Origin of the sequence: Chryseobacterium indologenes (genome assembly GCF_001295265.1) — a bacterium.
Classification (GTDB): Bacteria; Bacteroidota; Bacteroidia; order Flavobacteriales; family Weeksellaceae; genus Chryseobacterium; species Chryseobacterium indologenes_A.
This window is the reverse complement of the sequence record NZ_LJOD01000012.1, coordinates 88,250-103,314: the sequence shown is the minus strand read 5'-3', so window position 1 is coordinate 103,314 and position 15,065 is coordinate 88,250. Positions and strand designations below refer to the sequence as shown.

Here is a 15,065-nt window from a genome sequence, read left to right as displayed (position 1 = left end):
TTAAATCAATGAATCATAATATTACAAAACTCAATACCGTTCTTAATTACGTAAAAGATACCTTCGTCGGGAAAAATGACGTGGTAGATCTTCTGGGAATCTGTCTTCTGGCCAGAGAAAATGCCTTTCTGTACGGGCCTCCAGGAACCGCAAAATCGGCAATCGTAAGAACACTTTCCAAAACCGTAAAAGACGGTAAAAATTTTGAATACCTTTTAACCCGGTTTACAGAGCCGAACGAAATTTTCGGCCCTTTCGATATCAGAAAATTAAAGGAAGGAGAACTTCTTACCAATACGGAAGGAATGATGCCGGAAGCCTCTATGGTCTTCCTGGATGAGATTTTTAATGCCAACTCAGCGATTCTGAACTCCCTGTTGATGGCTTTAAACGAAAAGATCTTTAAAAGAGGAAAAGAAACCAAACATTTGCCGGCCCTGATGTTCGTTGGAGCAAGTAACGTTCTTCCGGAAGATGAGGCTCTGAATGCATTGTTTGACCGTTTCCTGATCAGGATCAATGTAGATTATGTAAATCCGGACCTTCTTCAGCAGGTACTTTTAGCCGGAAGAAAACTTGAAAATCCGGTGGAAACGGAAACTCCTGAAATCCTTTCCGATGAAATCAGGGAATTGCAGGACCTTTGCAGAACGATTGATCTGAAACCGGTATATGAAGTCTATTTAAATACCATCATCAGCCTTAGAAATACAGGGATTGCCATTTCCGACCGTCGTGCTGTGAAATTGCAGAATCTGATTGCCGCAAGCGCCCTGATCTGTGGACGAAACGAAGCCATTCTTTCAGATCTCTGGGTACTGAAACATATCTGGGATACCGAAGAGCAGATCGAAATCCTGGAAGGGATCATCAACAGAACCATCGAAAAAGATGAAAATCCTAAATCTCATCCACAGGCCATGCAGAACAAAACTCCAAATCCTGAAGAAGTAATGAAAGATGTAAAAATCCTTGTTGAAAAGTGGAATGAAGGAACATTGAGTTTTGAAGAGCAGAACGTGATCAAAGATAAGCTGAGATACCTTCAGACGCGTTGCGACTGGATCAGAAATCCGGAACAAAAACAATATATTCAACAGGAAATAGAAAGCTTATGGCAGAAGATCCTTCAAAGCGTGTAAAAGAATTCTGGGCAGAACTTCCCCGTGCAGATGAGGATTTTTTAGGCTCGATTCGTGACTGGAAAAATGTTCAGATCGCTTTGGAAGAAAATGTGATCTGGTTGAAAGGCTTTACCGGAGAACAGGCCGTTTCTCCGGAAATCCAGCAGTTACCGGATTTTTTACTTTATGAATTGAGAGAAGGCCTTTTATTCCGGAAAGATGCCCTGGTTCCCAGCAAAAAAGTAAGAACCGCTTTGCTGTGGACGCCCATTGATAAAGCTTTACGACTTACCTTTCCACCTTCCAATCAGAATTTTTTCGGAATTGATGAAAAAGTGGACGTAAGGCTGGTCCCAAGCGGGGAAGAACAGCCTGCTGTTGCTTTATTAAGCCTTATTGATGAGGTTAAAGAAGCAATAATTGCCTTCCCGAAATTTAAACTGGAAAAAACAGACTGGACGGTTATTAATGATAAAGCCCTGTTTTTGGGAACACCATTATTAAGCCTTCCGGGAAAAACCTTCTGGATGAAAGACCATCATCTTCTTCCTGCAGGTTTTGATTTTGAATTTAAAAATGTAAGTGCTCTGTTACAGAGAAAATATAATGCAGCACAGGACCTGTGGCTTTTATGGAACGAAGACGGAAGTGTTTTACCTCTTAATAAATCCGATTTCCGTACACTTTCCGTAAGCTCATTTCGCCTGACTGAAAAATCAAAGGAATGGATCTGAACGAATATTTCCAATCATACCAAAACTATTTCTGGGAATGGGCTACCGATAAAGATATTCCGGATCCCACAGGCTATCATGAAAACAACCTTATCTCCATTCCGAATGTAGGGGTGGTCGCGTACAGACCTTATGTGATGGAGATTCTGAAAGAACTTCAGCTGCAGGGGTTCCCACCTTTTGGATCATTATTGCTGGTGTTGTATGCCTCTCAGGACGGATACCAGAATTTAGACGGAATTTATTATTATCTGAATAAAATCCAGACGGAAAGCAAAGAGGAAGTCCGGTTGGATATAGACTCAGGATTTAAATTCCTTGAAAACCTAAAAAAACTGGGACCACGCTATAAAACCGGACAAAACCGGATTATGCTTTTACAGACACTGTTCAGACATGTTCCACGTCTGGTTAGATCCTCCGTAAGTGCAGAAATAATTTTAAAAGGATTTGCCAGAAGACCTCACAGCCTTGCGGAATCTGCAGAGAAAAAAGAACTGACTGATGCCATTAAGATAAAAGACATCCGTACGCTAGCGATATTAAATGAAAAATTTCCATCGGTAGAATCAATCATCAATGTGATGAAAGGCACTGTTGATATTCCAGAACTGGAAGATGAAGTGGCCGAAGAAGAAACCACCGTTGAAACCGATAAAGATTTCATTCAGGAACTGATTGAAGAGCCGAAAACATTCCAGGTAGGAAGCCTTATCAAAAGAATATGGAGCGGCCTGAAAATTCCGATGCGTCATCTTTCTCCGGGTGAACAGCCAATAGGAGGAATTTCTGACATGACCAATAAAGGTGAGCTTCACCGGATGCTTTTATCAGAATTTGCCAATGAGGATGACGTGTTTATGAACCGTGTGGCCAATAATGAAGCACTATATATCCAGCGTGAAATCCCGCCTGAGGAAAATATTTTTGAACGAATTATCTTAATTGATACTTCCATAAAAAACTGGGGTACCCCAAAAGTACTGGCCTTTGCTTCAGCCATTGCCGTGATTAAGCATCCCAAAGCCCATTCCGAATGTAAAGTTTTTGCATTAGGGCAGACCATTGTGCCGGTTTCCCTGGATAAGGTGGAAGAAGTAGTGGAAAACCTGAACCACGTAAGCCCGGCGATGGAATCTTCTCAGGCACTGGAAAAGTTCTTTGAGAAAGATCACAAGGAAAAAGATCTTGAAGTATTTTTCATCACCCATCAGGAAAATATGGCCAGCCAGAAGCTGCAGAAAGTAATTAACGAAAACAGGGACCGTCTGAAATTTCTGGTCACTACCTCTGCAGATGGAGAACTGAATTTCTATAAGCATCATAAAGGAACAAGAAAACATATTCAGAAGATTCTGCTTCCTCTGAAAGAACTGTGGGCTAATCCTCCACAGAAAAAATCAAAAGCACCTCAGGATTCCGGAAAAGGAAAGAAAACGGATCTCCCTATGAATTATCCTATCCTGTTTCCTGCTCCCGTTGGCCAGATTGCCCAGTTCATGTATGAAGGAGAGTACTTTATTTTAAGCAGTAAAAAACAGCTGCTCCGAACCTATCTTTCTGATAATTATTACAGCAGGGAGTATTATGACCGATATAAAACCCATCACGGGTGTGAAGTTCTGTTTGAAGATATTTCTGTAAAACCTAAGGGGCAGTTTGCCCTGGCAAAAAATAAACAGCAGCAGTTTATCCTGTGTCAGTATCAGCCGGATAAAAAACTGATTTCAAAGCTTAACCTGAATACCAGAGAGTATTCTGAACTGAACATTTCTGAAAAAGTTATTCCACAGGAATTTAAACTGGTTTATTTTAACAGGAATTTTTATCTGTTTTATCCGAAAGCACCCTGGATTTCAGAAATTAACTTAGAAGGAAATATCTCTATTGAACAGGTTAAAAATGATGATGAGATTGCTAAAAGCCACTCTAAGATAGAAATAGAACTCAGTAAATTATCATCCGGAATCAGAATCTTAAACAGCTTCAACAAAATCGGGATTAATTCAGAAAATAAGCTGGTGATTTCTAACCATGAACTGCAAAAAAATTATGCTATTTCTCTGACCTTGCGTAAAAACAGGGATCAGATAAAAATTTTTGCAGATAAAAACAAAAATAAGTTCAGCTTTTCTGATGGAAGTGACATTATTACAGACTCCCGGGGAATGCTGACATTTAAAAGCAGTAACAAAAATATTCCGGAATTTTATATTCCTACCTCAGAAAATAGTATCCTGGCATTGGCTTCAGATACCGAGTTTGGAGGTTCAGAATATTATCTGCCGGATCATACCCTGCTGAAGGTGAGAAAAATGGAAGACATATATGAAGAGTATTTGAAAAGATTTATAGATCAGATTGTAGAATATGGAACTTAGAATTAAACCTTTTCCGAAGAATAGTTATCCTAAGAAAGGACTTTTAATAAAAGGTGCTTCACCCTTGATGTGGCTTCGGGAAATGGAAATATTAGGAATAGATCTTGATCAGGTCCGCTCCTTTCCGGTTCCCTCTGACAGGCCAAACGGAATATACGGCTGTTTTCTGGTTTTTAGTGCTTCTGCTCCTGATGAAATCGGGCGGAATGCTTATTTTCAGAGTGTGGATAACAAACTGTTTATCCCTGAAAATACAATTTTCTATCCCAAAATAAATCCCGAAGACTGGCTGAATACAGATGCCGAATTTCTGATCATGCATCCTGAATTCGGGTTGGTAAAATTGAATGAAGAAATCGACTGGATTTCATTAATCCGGCAACCGGAACAGGCAAAAGATACAGTCCGGAAACCATCCAACGGAGTAAAGATTCCTCAGAAAATTGAGAGCTACACCGTAGAAATGGATGATGACAAAGTTCTGGAGGAGCTGGAGAAACCGAAGACCGAGGAAGAATGGATGAAAGATCTGCCTTTCGATTTGAAAAAAGTGATGGCCGGGAACAAAAAAGAAATTGAAAAATATCTGAACTATATTGAAAAATACCCTGACAGAGCTGTAGACCTCGGAGTTCCGCTGGATGTGATGGGGACTTCAAGAGGAGATGGCTTCGGGAATTTTAAATTCGAAAACTCCTGGCTGGATAAACTTTTTGGAAGAAAAGAAAATAATAATGGAGCAAACAGTTCCGGACGAGATTACCGCTGGGTTTTCTGGGTAATTTTGCTGATACTTGGCCTGGTAAGCATGTTTAGGCATTGGGGCAAAGATGATTCTGCAAGAAACGCTGTAGTTGCCTCAGATGAAATTTATACAGAACCCGTCATAGAACAGGATCCGAATCTGATGAAACCTATGGTGGCCTATCAGTCAGGTGTTACTGATGTTGACATGAAAATAGATTCCATGTATGGCCGGAAAAGACGTGAGTTGATGGAGGAAAGTGTTCTGGCCAACATGATGTACCATAATCCGAAAAAAGAAACCACTTACAAGGAGTATCTGGATAAGGGAGGAAGACCTATTGAAAGTATTTATAAAGATATTGACGACATAAAAGCAAAAGTAAAAACATCTGAAGACTCCCTTAAAAAAGTATACCGCAAGAGAATTACAGAATATATCGAAAAGAATGAAGTAAGCTACCGGAAAAAAATTAAAGATTCCATTAAAAAAGCCAATCCCGGAAAGTTTGTAGATAACATTACCGTAAAAACAATCTGGAAGAAAAAGCAGGTATTGGTGGAAGATTCGCTGGGCCGTCTTTACGGAACAAAAGAGTATGCTGATACGCCGGTTTATAAGAATGAAAATTCAGATATTGGCGAAATAGAAATTAAAAAGCCCCGTCAGAAACATGATATTTCTTTTTCGGATATTTTCTGGCTGATTGTGGCCATGACAGGAGCCGTTGGACTCTATTCCTTCATTATTAAAAAAAGATCCCTGAGCGTAGGCGGAGAGAATGTTCCGGGAGGAATCAAGATTTTCCTGATGATTGTTCTGATAGCTATGCTGGCCTATATCTTCTATCCTTTGATAGAAATGTACGGCTACAACTGGTTCGTATGGATTCTTATCATTTGTGTTATACTCCTTCTTTACCGTTTGTTCAGTGAAGATAAAACCATTTTAAAATCAGATAAAGATGAATAGGCAGAAGTTTATAGATAAATTCATGGCGGCATTCTTCATTCTGGCGATCCTTAAGATCATCGGAATTCTGGCGCAGCTTTTTCATCAGAGTTTTGGGGATGTCATGTGGACCCTGGCTGTTTTCGTTTTTGTGGCAATTATTATTTTTGCCGTTCTGCTTCGTCTTGAAAAGAAAGAAAAGGAGCAAAATCTGTCATCAGGGAGAAACAGAAGAGGAAGTGTTTATGTGGAAACTTCTATTTTTGATAAGATCAGAAATAAATACGAGGAGCTGGCTGAAAAGTACATCGCAGAAAAGGATTACAAAAAAGCGGCAAAGGTCTATATAAACCTTCTTCAGGATCATTACCGGGGAGCAAAAACACTGGAAGACGGAGGCTTTTATACCGAAGCGGCGGTCATCTATCTTAAAAAGCTGAAAAACAAATCAGATGCGGCGGTCTGTTATGAAAAAGCAAAACAGTACAAAAAAGCAATTGACCTGTATAAGGAGCTGGGGCACAAAGAAAAAGTAGGAGATCTGTACAGAACCATTAATGATATTAAAAACTCCAATACCTATTATCAGATGGTAGTGGATGATTATGTAAACAACAGTCAGATGATAAAAGGTTCCCTTATCTACCGCAAAAAAATGGAGATGCCGGAAGAAGCGCAGAAAATCCTTCTGAAAGGATGGAAAGAAAACAAAGATGCCTTTAACTGCTTAAACAATTATTTCGCCAATATCTATGATGTGAAACAACTTGGAAATTCTATTCAGGAACTGTATCAGGAAACGCCGGAGGATAAAAAAATTACCTACCTTGATGCCATGAAGCATGAATTTAAAAAAGACCCCAAACTTCAGGAAGTAACCCGGAAAATTGCTTACGAAATCATCACTGAAAAAATTTCAGAACATTCTGAAATTGTCAACGAACTGAAACATTTTAATCCGGATGATGAGGTAATCCTGAAAGATATTTCCAGATATAAGACAGGACGGAATAAGATGTTCAGAAATTAATTTGTAATAATAAAAACTTCAGTCATTTTTGTCTGAAGTTTTTTTTTGAATTTCAGAAGTCAAAGAGCTGTAAGTGTTAAATGATCAACGGCGGATCGTCTGTTTAAGGTTCAAAAAACAAACTAATGAAGGCTTTTGAATCATCTTTTTTTACTCCCCTCCTCTGTGAAGATTATCAATTAATTAAGAAAAAGATTTATCTTTGCGCCAGAAAAATATGAAACTACAAAGAACACATATCAATGCAGAACTATGCGGAAGCCCTTCAATAAAGGGATTGTTCGTGTATGATTGGATGATATTACGTGAGGCGAAATGTGCATTCTTTGGAAATTATTTACAGTAAACCCGTAAAAATTTTATCAAAATATAGCAAAAACGCCTCGGTTGCCGGGGCGTTTTTTGTGTTTTCAGAGCAAAAATTATTTAGAACGAAAAAAAATAACCATAAAAGTGAAAATTTTTTAATTAACAATGAACAATTAATAAGAAAATAAAACGTGATAAGTAACCCGATGAGAGACAGTCATTTAGGTATTTAAGAGATCTGCAGGCTATTGCGGACAGGAATTTTCTATTCTAAAATTTAAGTTTAATTTATTGATTTTCAAATAGTTAATTGAAAAATAAATTTGCAGGTTTCAAAATTTCATATTTACTTTGCAACCGAAAATTGAAAGCAACAGGTTTTCAGGATTCACCTAATAATTTAAAAACAAACAGTACAATGCTACAATTACAGAACATACAAAGTCAGTTTTCAAAACTACACGGACAAGAGCCGATGGAGCTGGGGTATGCGAATATTCTTGACTGTGGATTTGTGGATGAAAAGGTGCTTATATACGTAGGTCTCTCATGACCTGACACGTAAAAATATAGTAAGCGCCTCCCAAAAAGAGGCGCTTTTTTTATGGTTTCTTTAGCTTATTTGGTAAAGCGCCGGTCTGTGGAACCGGAGAACAGGGTTCGAGCCCCGGAGATACCCCAAAATAAATGATCCCATAGCTCAATTGGTTAGAGTGCCGGCCTGATACGTCGGAGGTTGAAGGTTCAAGTCCTTCTGGGATTACAGAAAACGGTCTATTGAGGTAATGGCTAACCTGCCCGACTGTCTCTTGGGCACTGCGGGTTCGATTCCCGCATAGACCGCAAAGGTTCACGGAAGATTTCAGCTTCGGCTGTCTCCCGGAAAAGAAATCAGACTGAACCTGAAAAACTGGAAAGATAACGGTGGTTGTTTACCCGCCTTGGACGCGGGAGGCCGCAGGTTCGAATCCTGCTTTCCAGACCAATGCTCCATTAGCATAGTGGTGAGTGCATCCGGCTTTCTACCGGAAGACAAGGGTTCGATTCCCTTATGGAGTACAAAAGTGAAACGGTCAGCAACCGTTCACCAGCTAACGATTTCGTAGCTCAATGGGTTAGAGTATCGGTTTCATAAGCCGAAGGTTGAAGGTTCGAGCCCTTCCGAAATTACAAAAATGATTCTGTAGCTCAATGGTAGAGCGCTGGTCTGTTAAACCAGAAGTTGGAAGTTCGAGTCTTTCCGGAATCGCAGATAACTAAATGGTAATTGTTTCAAATGAGAAAAAGAAAGGGTTTGTCAAGCGCAGAAGATCTTTACGCCAAAACACAATACAGACAGACTTTTTCTTACCTCAAAAATGATGGTTCGCCGAAGTGGAAGAGTCGGGGCGGTCTGCAAAACCGTTGCGTAAGCTGAGTGGGTTTGAATCCCATAACCATCTCAAAGAAGAAGGAGAAAAAATGAAGAAAGAGAAAAATAAGGCTGAATGATCTTCAGCAGTGATGAAAACTAGTTAGTTCGGAAAAATAAAAGCCTGTCAGGCGCAGAAGTTCTTATATCAAATAAAAAAATTAAGACAGGCTTTGTTTTTTCAGAAAAAGGGAAGTGCGCCGGAGTTGGAGAGCCGGGGCAGACTGTAAATCTGTTGCTTTATAGCTGAGTAGGTTCGAATCCTACCACTTCCACAAAACCACCGGTAATGTAACGGCAGCATGCAGGAACTATACTCTTGTTGTTCAGGTTCAATTCCTGGCCGGTTGGTTTTTTAATAAAAGATAAAAGTTGATAATAGACTTCAGATAAGAAGTTTTGATTCAGGAAACATACATTACTCATGGAAGGAGAAACGTTTGTCAAGCGCAGAAGATCTTTACAAACACTAGCAGGCATAGTTTATTTATAGACAGACTTTCTCTGACCTTTTTATAAAAATGATCAGTAATAAGCAATGAGCAATGAGCAATAAGTACTTTAAAATACTACTCACTACTCATCACCAATTATCTATCATATAAGTACGCGGGAATGGCGGAACTGGCAGACGCACTTGATTTAGGCTCAAGATATTGGGGGTTCGAATCCCTCTTCCCGTACAGAATTATCAGTAATAAGTATTTTAAAAAATTACCAATTACTCATTACCGATTACCCATCACAAAACCCGGAAGAGTGGTGTACAGGGTGTGCACGTTAGTCTGAAAAACTAAAGGTACAGGTTCAATTCCTGTCTGTTCCGCAAAACAGCATAACACTGATCCATAGTGTAACTGGCAGCACCCAAGACTCTGACTCTTGGAGTTCAGGTTCGAATCCTGATGGATTAACAAAATACTCCGATAGTGTAATGGCAGCATCCCGGTCTCCAAAACCGTTGGTACTGGTTCGAATCCGGTTCGGAGTGCAGAAAAAAGAATGAGTAACAGCATTCGGAAAAATAATTTTTATGAACTATAGAATTGAAACGTAGAATTTAAAATGTAAAAAAAATGGAAACGCAACACGAAACATGGCAGAATATGAATGGAAAAATTTTCCGTAAATCTATCACACAGCTGGTAGAAGAAGCCATCATCCGCGAACTGGCAGCCGGACACCGTCTGAAAGTATGTGTAGGATCAGATTCCCACGTATATGGAGATGCCATTAATTATGCTACGGCAGTAGTATTCGTTCGTGAAGGAAAAGGAGCGTTTACCTTTATCAGAAAAGAAAGAGAGATACAGACGATCAGCATCAAAGAAAGGATGCTGAATGAGGTGAACAGATCCGTAGCAACAGCTTACGCTATCTGTGCCGTTCTGGATGCTTATGGTGTAGAAATGGAGGTACACGCAGACATCAATACCGACCCTGAATTCAAATCCAATACAGCACTGAAAGATGCGATGGGCTACATTCTGGGAATGGGATATGTGTTCAAAGCAAAACCCTTTGCCTTTGCAAGCTCCAACTGTGCCGATATGATGGTTTAATCTTTTGATCTGAAATAAAAATAATATTCTGGGAAGAAGAAGGAATGAAACTATCAGAAACCGTGAAAAACAAATAAAAGAGAACCTTAAAAACTGGTAACCATGTATTTTTATTCAGCTCAATAAATATTTGTTTTAAAGATGAAGATGGAAAGTTGCTGAAATCAACAGTTCCGGATTTTATCCTAATACCAATGTGAAGAGTATTATCAAAGCCTTGAATATTTACTTTTCCCAATAAAAAATACAGAAATGTTTTTATATGATAAAGTTATAGTCATTGATATTGAAGCGACCTGCTGGGCAAAAGGAGAAGCTCCCGGAAATTCAAAAAGAGAGATCATTGAAATCGGGATCTGCAAACTGAATATGTCAGACGGAAGCATAGAAGATAAAAGAAGCTATCTGATCAAACCTTTACAGTCAGAAATAAGCGAATACTGTACAAATCTTACAGGAATTACCGCTGAAAAACTGGAAAAAGAAGGAATGACCTTTCAGGAAGCCTGCTCCAATATCAAAAACAGATATAATTCCCTGCACAGAACCTATGCCGGTTACGGCGGATTCGACAAATCAATCATGGAAAGTCAGTGCAGCGAACTGGGAGTGAAATTTCCTTTCAGTGAAACCTATCTCGATCTGAAAGTGATGGTAAGCTTGATGAGCGGTGAAAAACCGGTCGGACTTCTGAAGGAACTCGAAACAAGAAATATCAGTTTTGAAGGAAGTGCACACAGTGGTGCAGACGATGCCTTTAATACGGCAAAGCTCCTGTATCATGTTTTAAAAAAATAAAGCAATGGAAATAACCAAAAGATTACTTTTCCTGGATGATGTAAGGTACCCGGTTGAAGCGTATCATTATACGAAACAGGACATATTCCTCAGAAAAGACTGGCACATCGTCCGGAATTACGAACAGTTTGTCAACAGGATTCTGGAAAAAGGACTTCCGGAAATGATTTCTTTTGACCACGATCTTGCTGATGAACATTATGTAAAAGCTGATGTCCGGGACTTTGTTGAAAAAACAGGTTACGACTGCGCGAAATGGCTCATAGAATACTGTATGGATAACTATTTAGACTTACCGAAATTCTACTGCCACTCCATGAATCCCATAGGAAAAGAGAATATTCTTAGCCTATTGAAAAATTTTAAGAACTATTAAACTAAAAACTAAAAAAATGATTTTCAAAACATATAACAGTATAGAAAATGCTTACCAGACCCGTGTGACTGATCAGATCAGGATGCAGGGTTTCGGGGATGAGGTTTTCATTGTACAGGAGAAAGTCCACGGTGCTAATTTCTCTTTCTTTACCGATGGAAAGGAAATTAAAATTGGAAAAAGGACCGCTTTCATCGAAAAAGATGATAAATTTTATAATGCACATCAGATTTTGGAACGTTACAGAAAAAATGTGACTGATTTGTTCCATAAAGTAAAAACTTTATTTCCGGATCTTGAAATTGTAGTCATCTATGGTGAATTGTTCGGCGGCGGCTACCGGCATAAAGAGGTTGCTCCCGTAAAAGATGCTGTAAAAGTACAGGCTGGGGTGGAATATGCACCTTATAACGAATTTTATGCTTTCGACATTAAGCTGAACGGCACTACTTATCTGGATACAGACAAAACCAATCAGATTTTTGAAGAAACCGGATTTTTCTATGCTAAAATTTTATTCCAGGGAACTCTGGAAGAAGCTTTAAAGTACCCGAATGCCTTCAATTCAAAAATTCCGGGATGGCTTGGCCTTCCTGAAATTGAGGATAATAGGTGTGAGGGAACCATTGTTAAAACTTTGAAAACCCGTTATTTTGGAAACGGAGCCAGGATCATTCTTAAGAATAAGAACGAAAAATGGGTCGAAAAATCCAAAGTGGTAAGAAAAGAAAGGAAAACCATTCAAAAGCAGATCAGTTTCAGTGAAAAAGCTCAGGAAATCTGGAATGAAATTCAGAAATATGCTACTGTTAACAGATTGAATAACGTAATGAGCAAGATCGGCGAATTTGAACCTAAAATGATAGGACAGGTAATTGGTCTTTTCTCTCAGGATATTCTGACTGATCTTGAAAAGGATTTCCCCGGCATTTTTACAGCAATAGAAAAAGATGAGCAGAAAAGAATCAACAAAAAACTGAATTCTTTAGCCATTGATGTGATAAAAGAAGAGTTGATGACTCTTAAAGTGTAGTTTCGGTAAATTTTTACCGGAACTTTTTTATGTATATAATCTCACAGCAGAAGTTTTAAAACTTTAAAAACAGAACTTCTGTGATAAAAAACCAGAAAAAATGATACAGGCAGAAATAAAAAGTCTTTTAAAAGAAGACATCAGCATATTGGTGAAAATTCAGAATTCCTCAAAACAGTATTTATGTGACTGTGGGGAAGCAAGTTTACTCACGGTGAAGGAAGCACAGTCCGTTTCGGCTCTGTTCATCAGTCATACCCATATTGACCATTTCTCCAATTTCGACGGAATATTCAGGCATCAGATCGGAAGCGGAGAAAAAGTAGTGATCTGCGGCCCCGAAAATATTCACAGGCAGGTTGAAGCCAGATTAAAGTCTTATACCTGGAATTTAATAGATGAAGGAGCCATTGCTTATGAAATCCGGGAAATTATCTCAGAAGACAAAATCAATATTTACACCATTCATCCCCCGTTCTGGAATGCAGAGCCGGAAGGAACCCGGGATTTCCTTTTTAAAGATGAATCTGTGGAAGTTGATTTTGCAGTTCTTGATCATAAAACGGCTTCAATAGCGTATTTATTCAAAGAAAGAGATTCCGTGACCTTCCATGAAAATGCTTCGGAATTTAAAAAAGGAAAATGGATCAGCGAACTGAAAACCGCTTTTGAAAATAATATTCCGGATAAAGAAATTGAAATTGAAGGAACGGTATATAAAGCTTCTGATCTCTTTTATCATTTAACCCGTACTGAAGGATATAAACTGGGCGTCATTATGGACCATGCAGTGTCGGAAGACAATTATGAAAAGATAAAAGCAGTTTTCAAAGGAGCGGATAAAGTATATATTGAAACCTTTTATAAAGATGAAGACCAGGAATTTGCAGCAGCCAATTATCACAGCTTTGCTTCAGCATCCGGAAAGATCATGAATGAATGCGGAGTAAGAGAAGCAGTGCCTGTTCACTTTTCAAGAAGATACACCGAAAGCGATGTACAGGAAATCGAAACGGCTTTTTATAAAGCATTTTCGGGCAATTAAAAACAAATAATAATTAAAGAGCCTGACAACCATAGAGGCAACTCAATAGAGTATTGTATGGTTGAATTAAAAACAATTTAAAAAAATGAAACCTAATATTTTTTTCACGGCTGACCATCATTTCGGTCATGCCAATATTATAAAATTCTCAGAAAGACCTTTTGAATCATTGGAACAGATGAATGAAGAGCTTATCAGAAGATGGAATGAAAAAGTCGGTGCCAATGATACCGTTTACCATTTAGGCGATGTCAGCCTCGGTAAACCTGATTTTACCAAAGAAGTCCTCGACAGGCTGAACGGTAAAATTCACCTGATAAGAGGAAATCACGAAGGCGCAGCCCTTACGTATCCCAAACGTTTCGAATCCATCAGAGATTATCACGAACTGAAAGTTGATGAACCGGAAAACAGCAACGGCAATCAGAAAATTATTCTTCTGCATTACGCTATGCGCAGCTGGAATGGCTCTCACCGAGGAGTATGGCAGCTCTACGGCCATTCACACGGAACATTACCGGATGATGAAATGGCCCTGAGCTTTGATGTGGGCGTAGACTGTCATAATTTTTACCCGATTTCTTACGAAGAAGTCAAAGAAATTATGAAACGGAAAAAGTGGACACCCCCGTTTGCTCCCAGAAACTGATAAAAAAGAATGATCGACTAAAGATTAAACAGATTTAATCAAATCATTAACCATTAAGCTGATAATCACAAAAAAGCGAATCATTATGAGATCCCACTGATTACACGGTTTTTTGTAGCATACTTTTTATTCGGAAAAGTTACAGTTAAGGCAGATTTATGCATTAACGGATAATAAAAATCGAAAATTTTTTAAAAAACTTAAGTGAACTTCTCAGCATAAAGTTTTTTACTTCCAACAACTAAAGAGCTAATCTTTTGTGGTTATCTTAAATATCTAAATAAATGAAAACAACAGAAAATATATTAATTATAGACCTTGAAGCCACGTGCTGGGACAGCCGCCCGCCCAGAGGTCAGGAAAGTGAGATCATCGAAATCGGTTTATGCATCATGAACGCAGCCACCGGCCGGATCTCTCAAAATGAAGGAATTCTGGTAAAGCCAAGATATTCAACCGTAAGCCCATTCTGTACAGAACTGACTTCCCTTACCCAGAAAATGCTGGACGAAGAAGGAGTTATGCTGGAAGATGCACTGGACATTCTGCGTGCAGAATACGATTCGGAAAACCTTACCTGGGCCAGCTACGGAAACTACGACCTGAATATGCTGCAAAGCCAGGCCAGGAGATTTAATGTAGATTATCCGCTGAGTGATGACCATATCAATGTGAAAACCCTGTTTGGGCAGCTGCATCCAACAGTCAGGAAAAGTGTAGGAATGGCCAGAGCTTTAGGTGAATTGAATATGAAACTTGAAGGGACTCACCACAGAGGTGTGGATGATGCGAAAAATATCGCTAAAATCCTTCACTGGTGCCTGAATCAGGCTTAATACAGATGTAAATTTAAGGATCGTACAGCCGTATGATCCTTATTTTATTAAGGCTTTTCTACAATGATCAGAAATTCTTTC

14 protein-coding genes and 13 tRNA genes are annotated in these 15,065 nt (G+C 39.0%); 26 read left to right on the top strand and 1 reads right to left on the bottom strand.

Annotated features, from left to right (window positions below; genetic code table 11):
- Nucleotides 1–8 precede the first annotated feature (8 nt).
- The 15 genes from AOB46_RS16665 to AOB46_RS16605 all read left to right on the top strand — a co-directional run bounded on the left by AOB46_RS16665 (nucleotide 9) and on the right by AOB46_RS16605 (nucleotide 8,960).
- Nucleotides 9–1,142, top strand: coding sequence for an AAA family ATPase (locus tag AOB46_RS16665; RefSeq protein WP_062701437.1), 1,134 nt, complete (start codon nucleotides 9–11; stop codon nucleotides 1,140–1,142).
- Nucleotides 1,115–1,858 (top strand): hypothetical protein, encoded by a 744-nt coding sequence (locus AOB46_RS16660; protein WP_062701435.1) that lies wholly within the window; start codon nucleotides 1,115–1,117, stop codon nucleotides 1,856–1,858. Before AOB46_RS16665 ends, AOB46_RS16660 begins: the two co-directional genes overlap by 28 nt.
- On the top strand, nucleotides 1,849–4,239 hold the full coding sequence (locus AOB46_RS16655) for a hypothetical protein (protein WP_062701433.1): 2,391 nt from the start codon (nucleotides 1,849–1,851) through the stop codon (nucleotides 4,237–4,239). The genes AOB46_RS16660 and AOB46_RS16655 overlap by 10 nt, the downstream gene beginning before the upstream one ends.
- Nucleotides 4,229–5,956: a hypothetical protein gene (locus AOB46_RS16650; protein ID WP_062701430.1), complete on the top strand. Its 1,728-nt coding sequence runs from the start codon at nucleotides 4,229–4,231 to the stop codon at nucleotides 5,954–5,956. The genes AOB46_RS16655 and AOB46_RS16650 overlap by 11 nt, the downstream gene beginning before the upstream one ends.
- A complete protein-coding gene (locus AOB46_RS16645; RefSeq protein ID WP_062701428.1) occupies nucleotides 5,949–6,965 on the top strand; it encodes a tetratricopeptide repeat protein in 1,017 nt (338 codons plus the stop codon). The genes AOB46_RS16650 and AOB46_RS16645 overlap by 8 nt, the downstream gene beginning before the upstream one ends.
- Before the next feature lie 727 nt (nucleotides 6,966–7,692).
- Nucleotides 7,693–7,827: a hypothetical protein gene (locus AOB46_RS23990; protein WP_262486719.1), complete on the top strand. Its 135-nt coding sequence runs from the start codon at nucleotides 7,693–7,695 to the stop codon at nucleotides 7,825–7,827.
- A gap of 53 nt (nucleotides 7,828–7,880) precedes the next feature.
- Nucleotides 7,881–7,953 (top strand) — tRNA-His (locus AOB46_RS16635).
- Between the two features lie 10 nt (nucleotides 7,954–7,963).
- Nucleotides 7,964–8,037, top strand: a tRNA-Ile gene (locus AOB46_RS16630).
- An 8-nt stretch (nucleotides 8,038–8,045) separates the two neighbouring features.
- Nucleotides 8,046–8,117, top strand: a tRNA-Asp gene (locus AOB46_RS23435).
- 67 nt (nucleotides 8,118–8,184) lie between these two features.
- Nucleotides 8,185–8,259: transfer RNA gene (locus tag AOB46_RS16625), tRNA-Pro, on the top strand.
- Nucleotides 8,260–8,261: 2 nt separating this feature from the next.
- Nucleotides 8,262–8,333 (top strand) — tRNA-Glu (locus tag AOB46_RS16620).
- 37 nt (nucleotides 8,334–8,370) lie between these two features.
- Nucleotides 8,371–8,444: transfer RNA gene (locus AOB46_RS16615), tRNA-Met, on the top strand.
- 7 nt (nucleotides 8,445–8,451) lie between these two features.
- Nucleotides 8,452–8,523: transfer RNA gene (locus AOB46_RS16610), tRNA-Asn, on the top strand.
- 111 nt (nucleotides 8,524–8,634) lie between these two features.
- Nucleotides 8,635–8,716, top strand: a tRNA-Cys gene (locus tag AOB46_RS23430).
- Nucleotides 8,717–8,876: 160 nt separating this feature from the next.
- Nucleotides 8,877–8,960 (top strand) — tRNA-Tyr (locus tag AOB46_RS16605).
- On the opposite strand, the gene AOB46_RS22975 is transcribed toward AOB46_RS16605, so the two are convergent.
- Nucleotides 8,926–9,165: a hypothetical protein gene (locus AOB46_RS22975; RefSeq protein ID WP_131724397.1), complete on the bottom strand. Its 240-nt coding sequence runs from the start codon at nucleotides 9,163–9,165 to the stop codon at nucleotides 8,926–8,928. The genes AOB46_RS16605 and AOB46_RS22975 overlap by 35 nt on opposite strands.
- Before the next feature lie 129 nt (nucleotides 9,166–9,294).
- On the opposite strand from AOB46_RS22975, the gene AOB46_RS16600 reads away from it, so the two are divergent.
- From AOB46_RS16600 to AOB46_RS16550, 11 genes are all read left to right on the top strand, one after another.
- Nucleotides 9,295–9,368, top strand: a tRNA-Leu gene (locus AOB46_RS16600).
- Between the two features lie 70 nt (nucleotides 9,369–9,438).
- Nucleotides 9,439–9,511: transfer RNA gene (locus AOB46_RS16595), tRNA-Phe, on the top strand.
- 16 nt (nucleotides 9,512–9,527) lie between these two features.
- A tRNA-Gln gene (locus AOB46_RS16590) sits at nucleotides 9,528–9,599 on the top strand.
- 6 nt (nucleotides 9,600–9,605) lie between these two features.
- A tRNA-Trp gene (locus AOB46_RS16585) sits at nucleotides 9,606–9,676 on the top strand.
- An 85-nt stretch (nucleotides 9,677–9,761) separates the two neighbouring features.
- Entirely contained in the window at nucleotides 9,762–10,247 is a 486-nt protein-coding gene (locus AOB46_RS16580; RefSeq protein ID WP_062701424.1) for a ribonuclease H-like YkuK family protein, read from the top strand.
- A gap of 252 nt (nucleotides 10,248–10,499) precedes the next feature.
- Nucleotides 10,500–11,045: a 3'-5' exonuclease gene (locus AOB46_RS16575; protein WP_062701422.1), complete on the top strand. Its 546-nt coding sequence runs from the start codon at nucleotides 10,500–10,502 to the stop codon at nucleotides 11,043–11,045.
- A 4-nt stretch (nucleotides 11,046–11,049) separates the two neighbouring features.
- Nucleotides 11,050–11,421, top strand: coding sequence for a cyclic-phosphate processing receiver domain-containing protein (locus tag AOB46_RS16570; RefSeq protein ID WP_062701420.1), 372 nt, complete (start codon nucleotides 11,050–11,052; stop codon nucleotides 11,419–11,421).
- 16 nt (nucleotides 11,422–11,437) lie between these two features.
- Nucleotides 11,438–12,454, top strand: a complete 1,017-nt coding sequence (locus AOB46_RS16565) for an RNA ligase, Rnl2 family (RefSeq protein WP_062701418.1) — start codon at nucleotides 11,438–11,440, stop codon at nucleotides 12,452–12,454.
- A gap of 100 nt (nucleotides 12,455–12,554) precedes the next feature.
- The gene (locus tag AOB46_RS16560) at nucleotides 12,555–13,499 is read left to right on the top strand and encodes a peptidase (protein ID WP_062701416.1); all 945 of its coding nucleotides are present in this window, start codon (nucleotides 12,555–12,557) and stop codon (nucleotides 13,497–13,499) included.
- Between the two features lie 85 nt (nucleotides 13,500–13,584).
- Complete coding sequence (locus tag AOB46_RS16555) at nucleotides 13,585–14,148, top strand: metallophosphoesterase (RefSeq protein WP_062701414.1); 564 nt, start codon at nucleotides 13,585–13,587, stop codon at nucleotides 14,146–14,148.
- Between the two features lie 284 nt (nucleotides 14,149–14,432).
- Complete coding sequence (locus AOB46_RS16550) at nucleotides 14,433–14,984, top strand: 3'-5' exonuclease (RefSeq protein ID WP_062701412.1); 552 nt, start codon at nucleotides 14,433–14,435, stop codon at nucleotides 14,982–14,984.
- Nucleotides 14,985–15,065 lie beyond the last annotated feature (81 nt).

Excerpts from the sequence above, each read along its gene's own strand:
- AOB46_RS16550 (WP_062701412.1), top strand. The coding sequence starts at position 14,433 with ATGAAAACAACAGAAAATATATTAATTATAGACCTTGAAGCCACGTGC.
- AOB46_RS16660 (WP_062701435.1), top strand. The coding sequence starts at position 1,115 with ATGGCAGAAGATCCTTCAAAGCGTGTAAAAGAATTCTGGGCAGAACTT.
- AOB46_RS16560 (WP_062701416.1), top strand. The coding sequence starts at position 12,555 with ATGATACAGGCAGAAATAAAAAGTCTTTTAAAAGAAGACATCAGCATA.
- AOB46_RS16570 (WP_062701420.1), top strand. The coding sequence starts at position 11,050 with ATGGAAATAACCAAAAGATTACTTTTCCTGGATGATGTAAGGTACCCG.
- AOB46_RS16665 (WP_062701437.1), top strand. The coding sequence starts at position 9 with ATGAATCATAATATTACAAAACTCAATACCGTTCTTAATTACGTAAAA.
- AOB46_RS16645 (WP_062701428.1), top strand. The coding sequence starts at position 5,949 with ATGAATAGGCAGAAGTTTATAGATAAATTCATGGCGGCATTCTTCATT.
- AOB46_RS23990 (WP_262486719.1), top strand. The coding sequence starts at position 7,693 with ATGCTACAATTACAGAACATACAAAGTCAGTTTTCAAAACTACACGGA.
- AOB46_RS16565 (WP_062701418.1), top strand. The coding sequence starts at position 11,438 with ATGATTTTCAAAACATATAACAGTATAGAAAATGCTTACCAGACCCGT.
- AOB46_RS16650 (WP_062701430.1), top strand. The coding sequence starts at position 4,229 with ATGGAACTTAGAATTAAACCTTTTCCGAAGAATAGTTATCCTAAGAAA.
- AOB46_RS16580 (WP_062701424.1), top strand. The coding sequence starts at position 9,762 with ATGGAAACGCAACACGAAACATGGCAGAATATGAATGGAAAAATTTTC.
- AOB46_RS22975 (WP_131724397.1), bottom strand. The coding sequence starts at position 9,165 with ATGCCTGCTAGTGTTTGTAAAGATCTTCTGCGCTTGACAAACGTTTCT.
- AOB46_RS16555 (WP_062701414.1), top strand. The coding sequence starts at position 13,585 with ATGAAACCTAATATTTTTTTCACGGCTGACCATCATTTCGGTCATGCC.
- AOB46_RS16655 (WP_062701433.1), top strand. The coding sequence starts at position 1,849 with ATGGATCTGAACGAATATTTCCAATCATACCAAAACTATTTCTGGGAA.
- AOB46_RS16575 (WP_062701422.1), top strand. The coding sequence starts at position 10,500 with ATGTTTTTATATGATAAAGTTATAGTCATTGATATTGAAGCGACCTGC.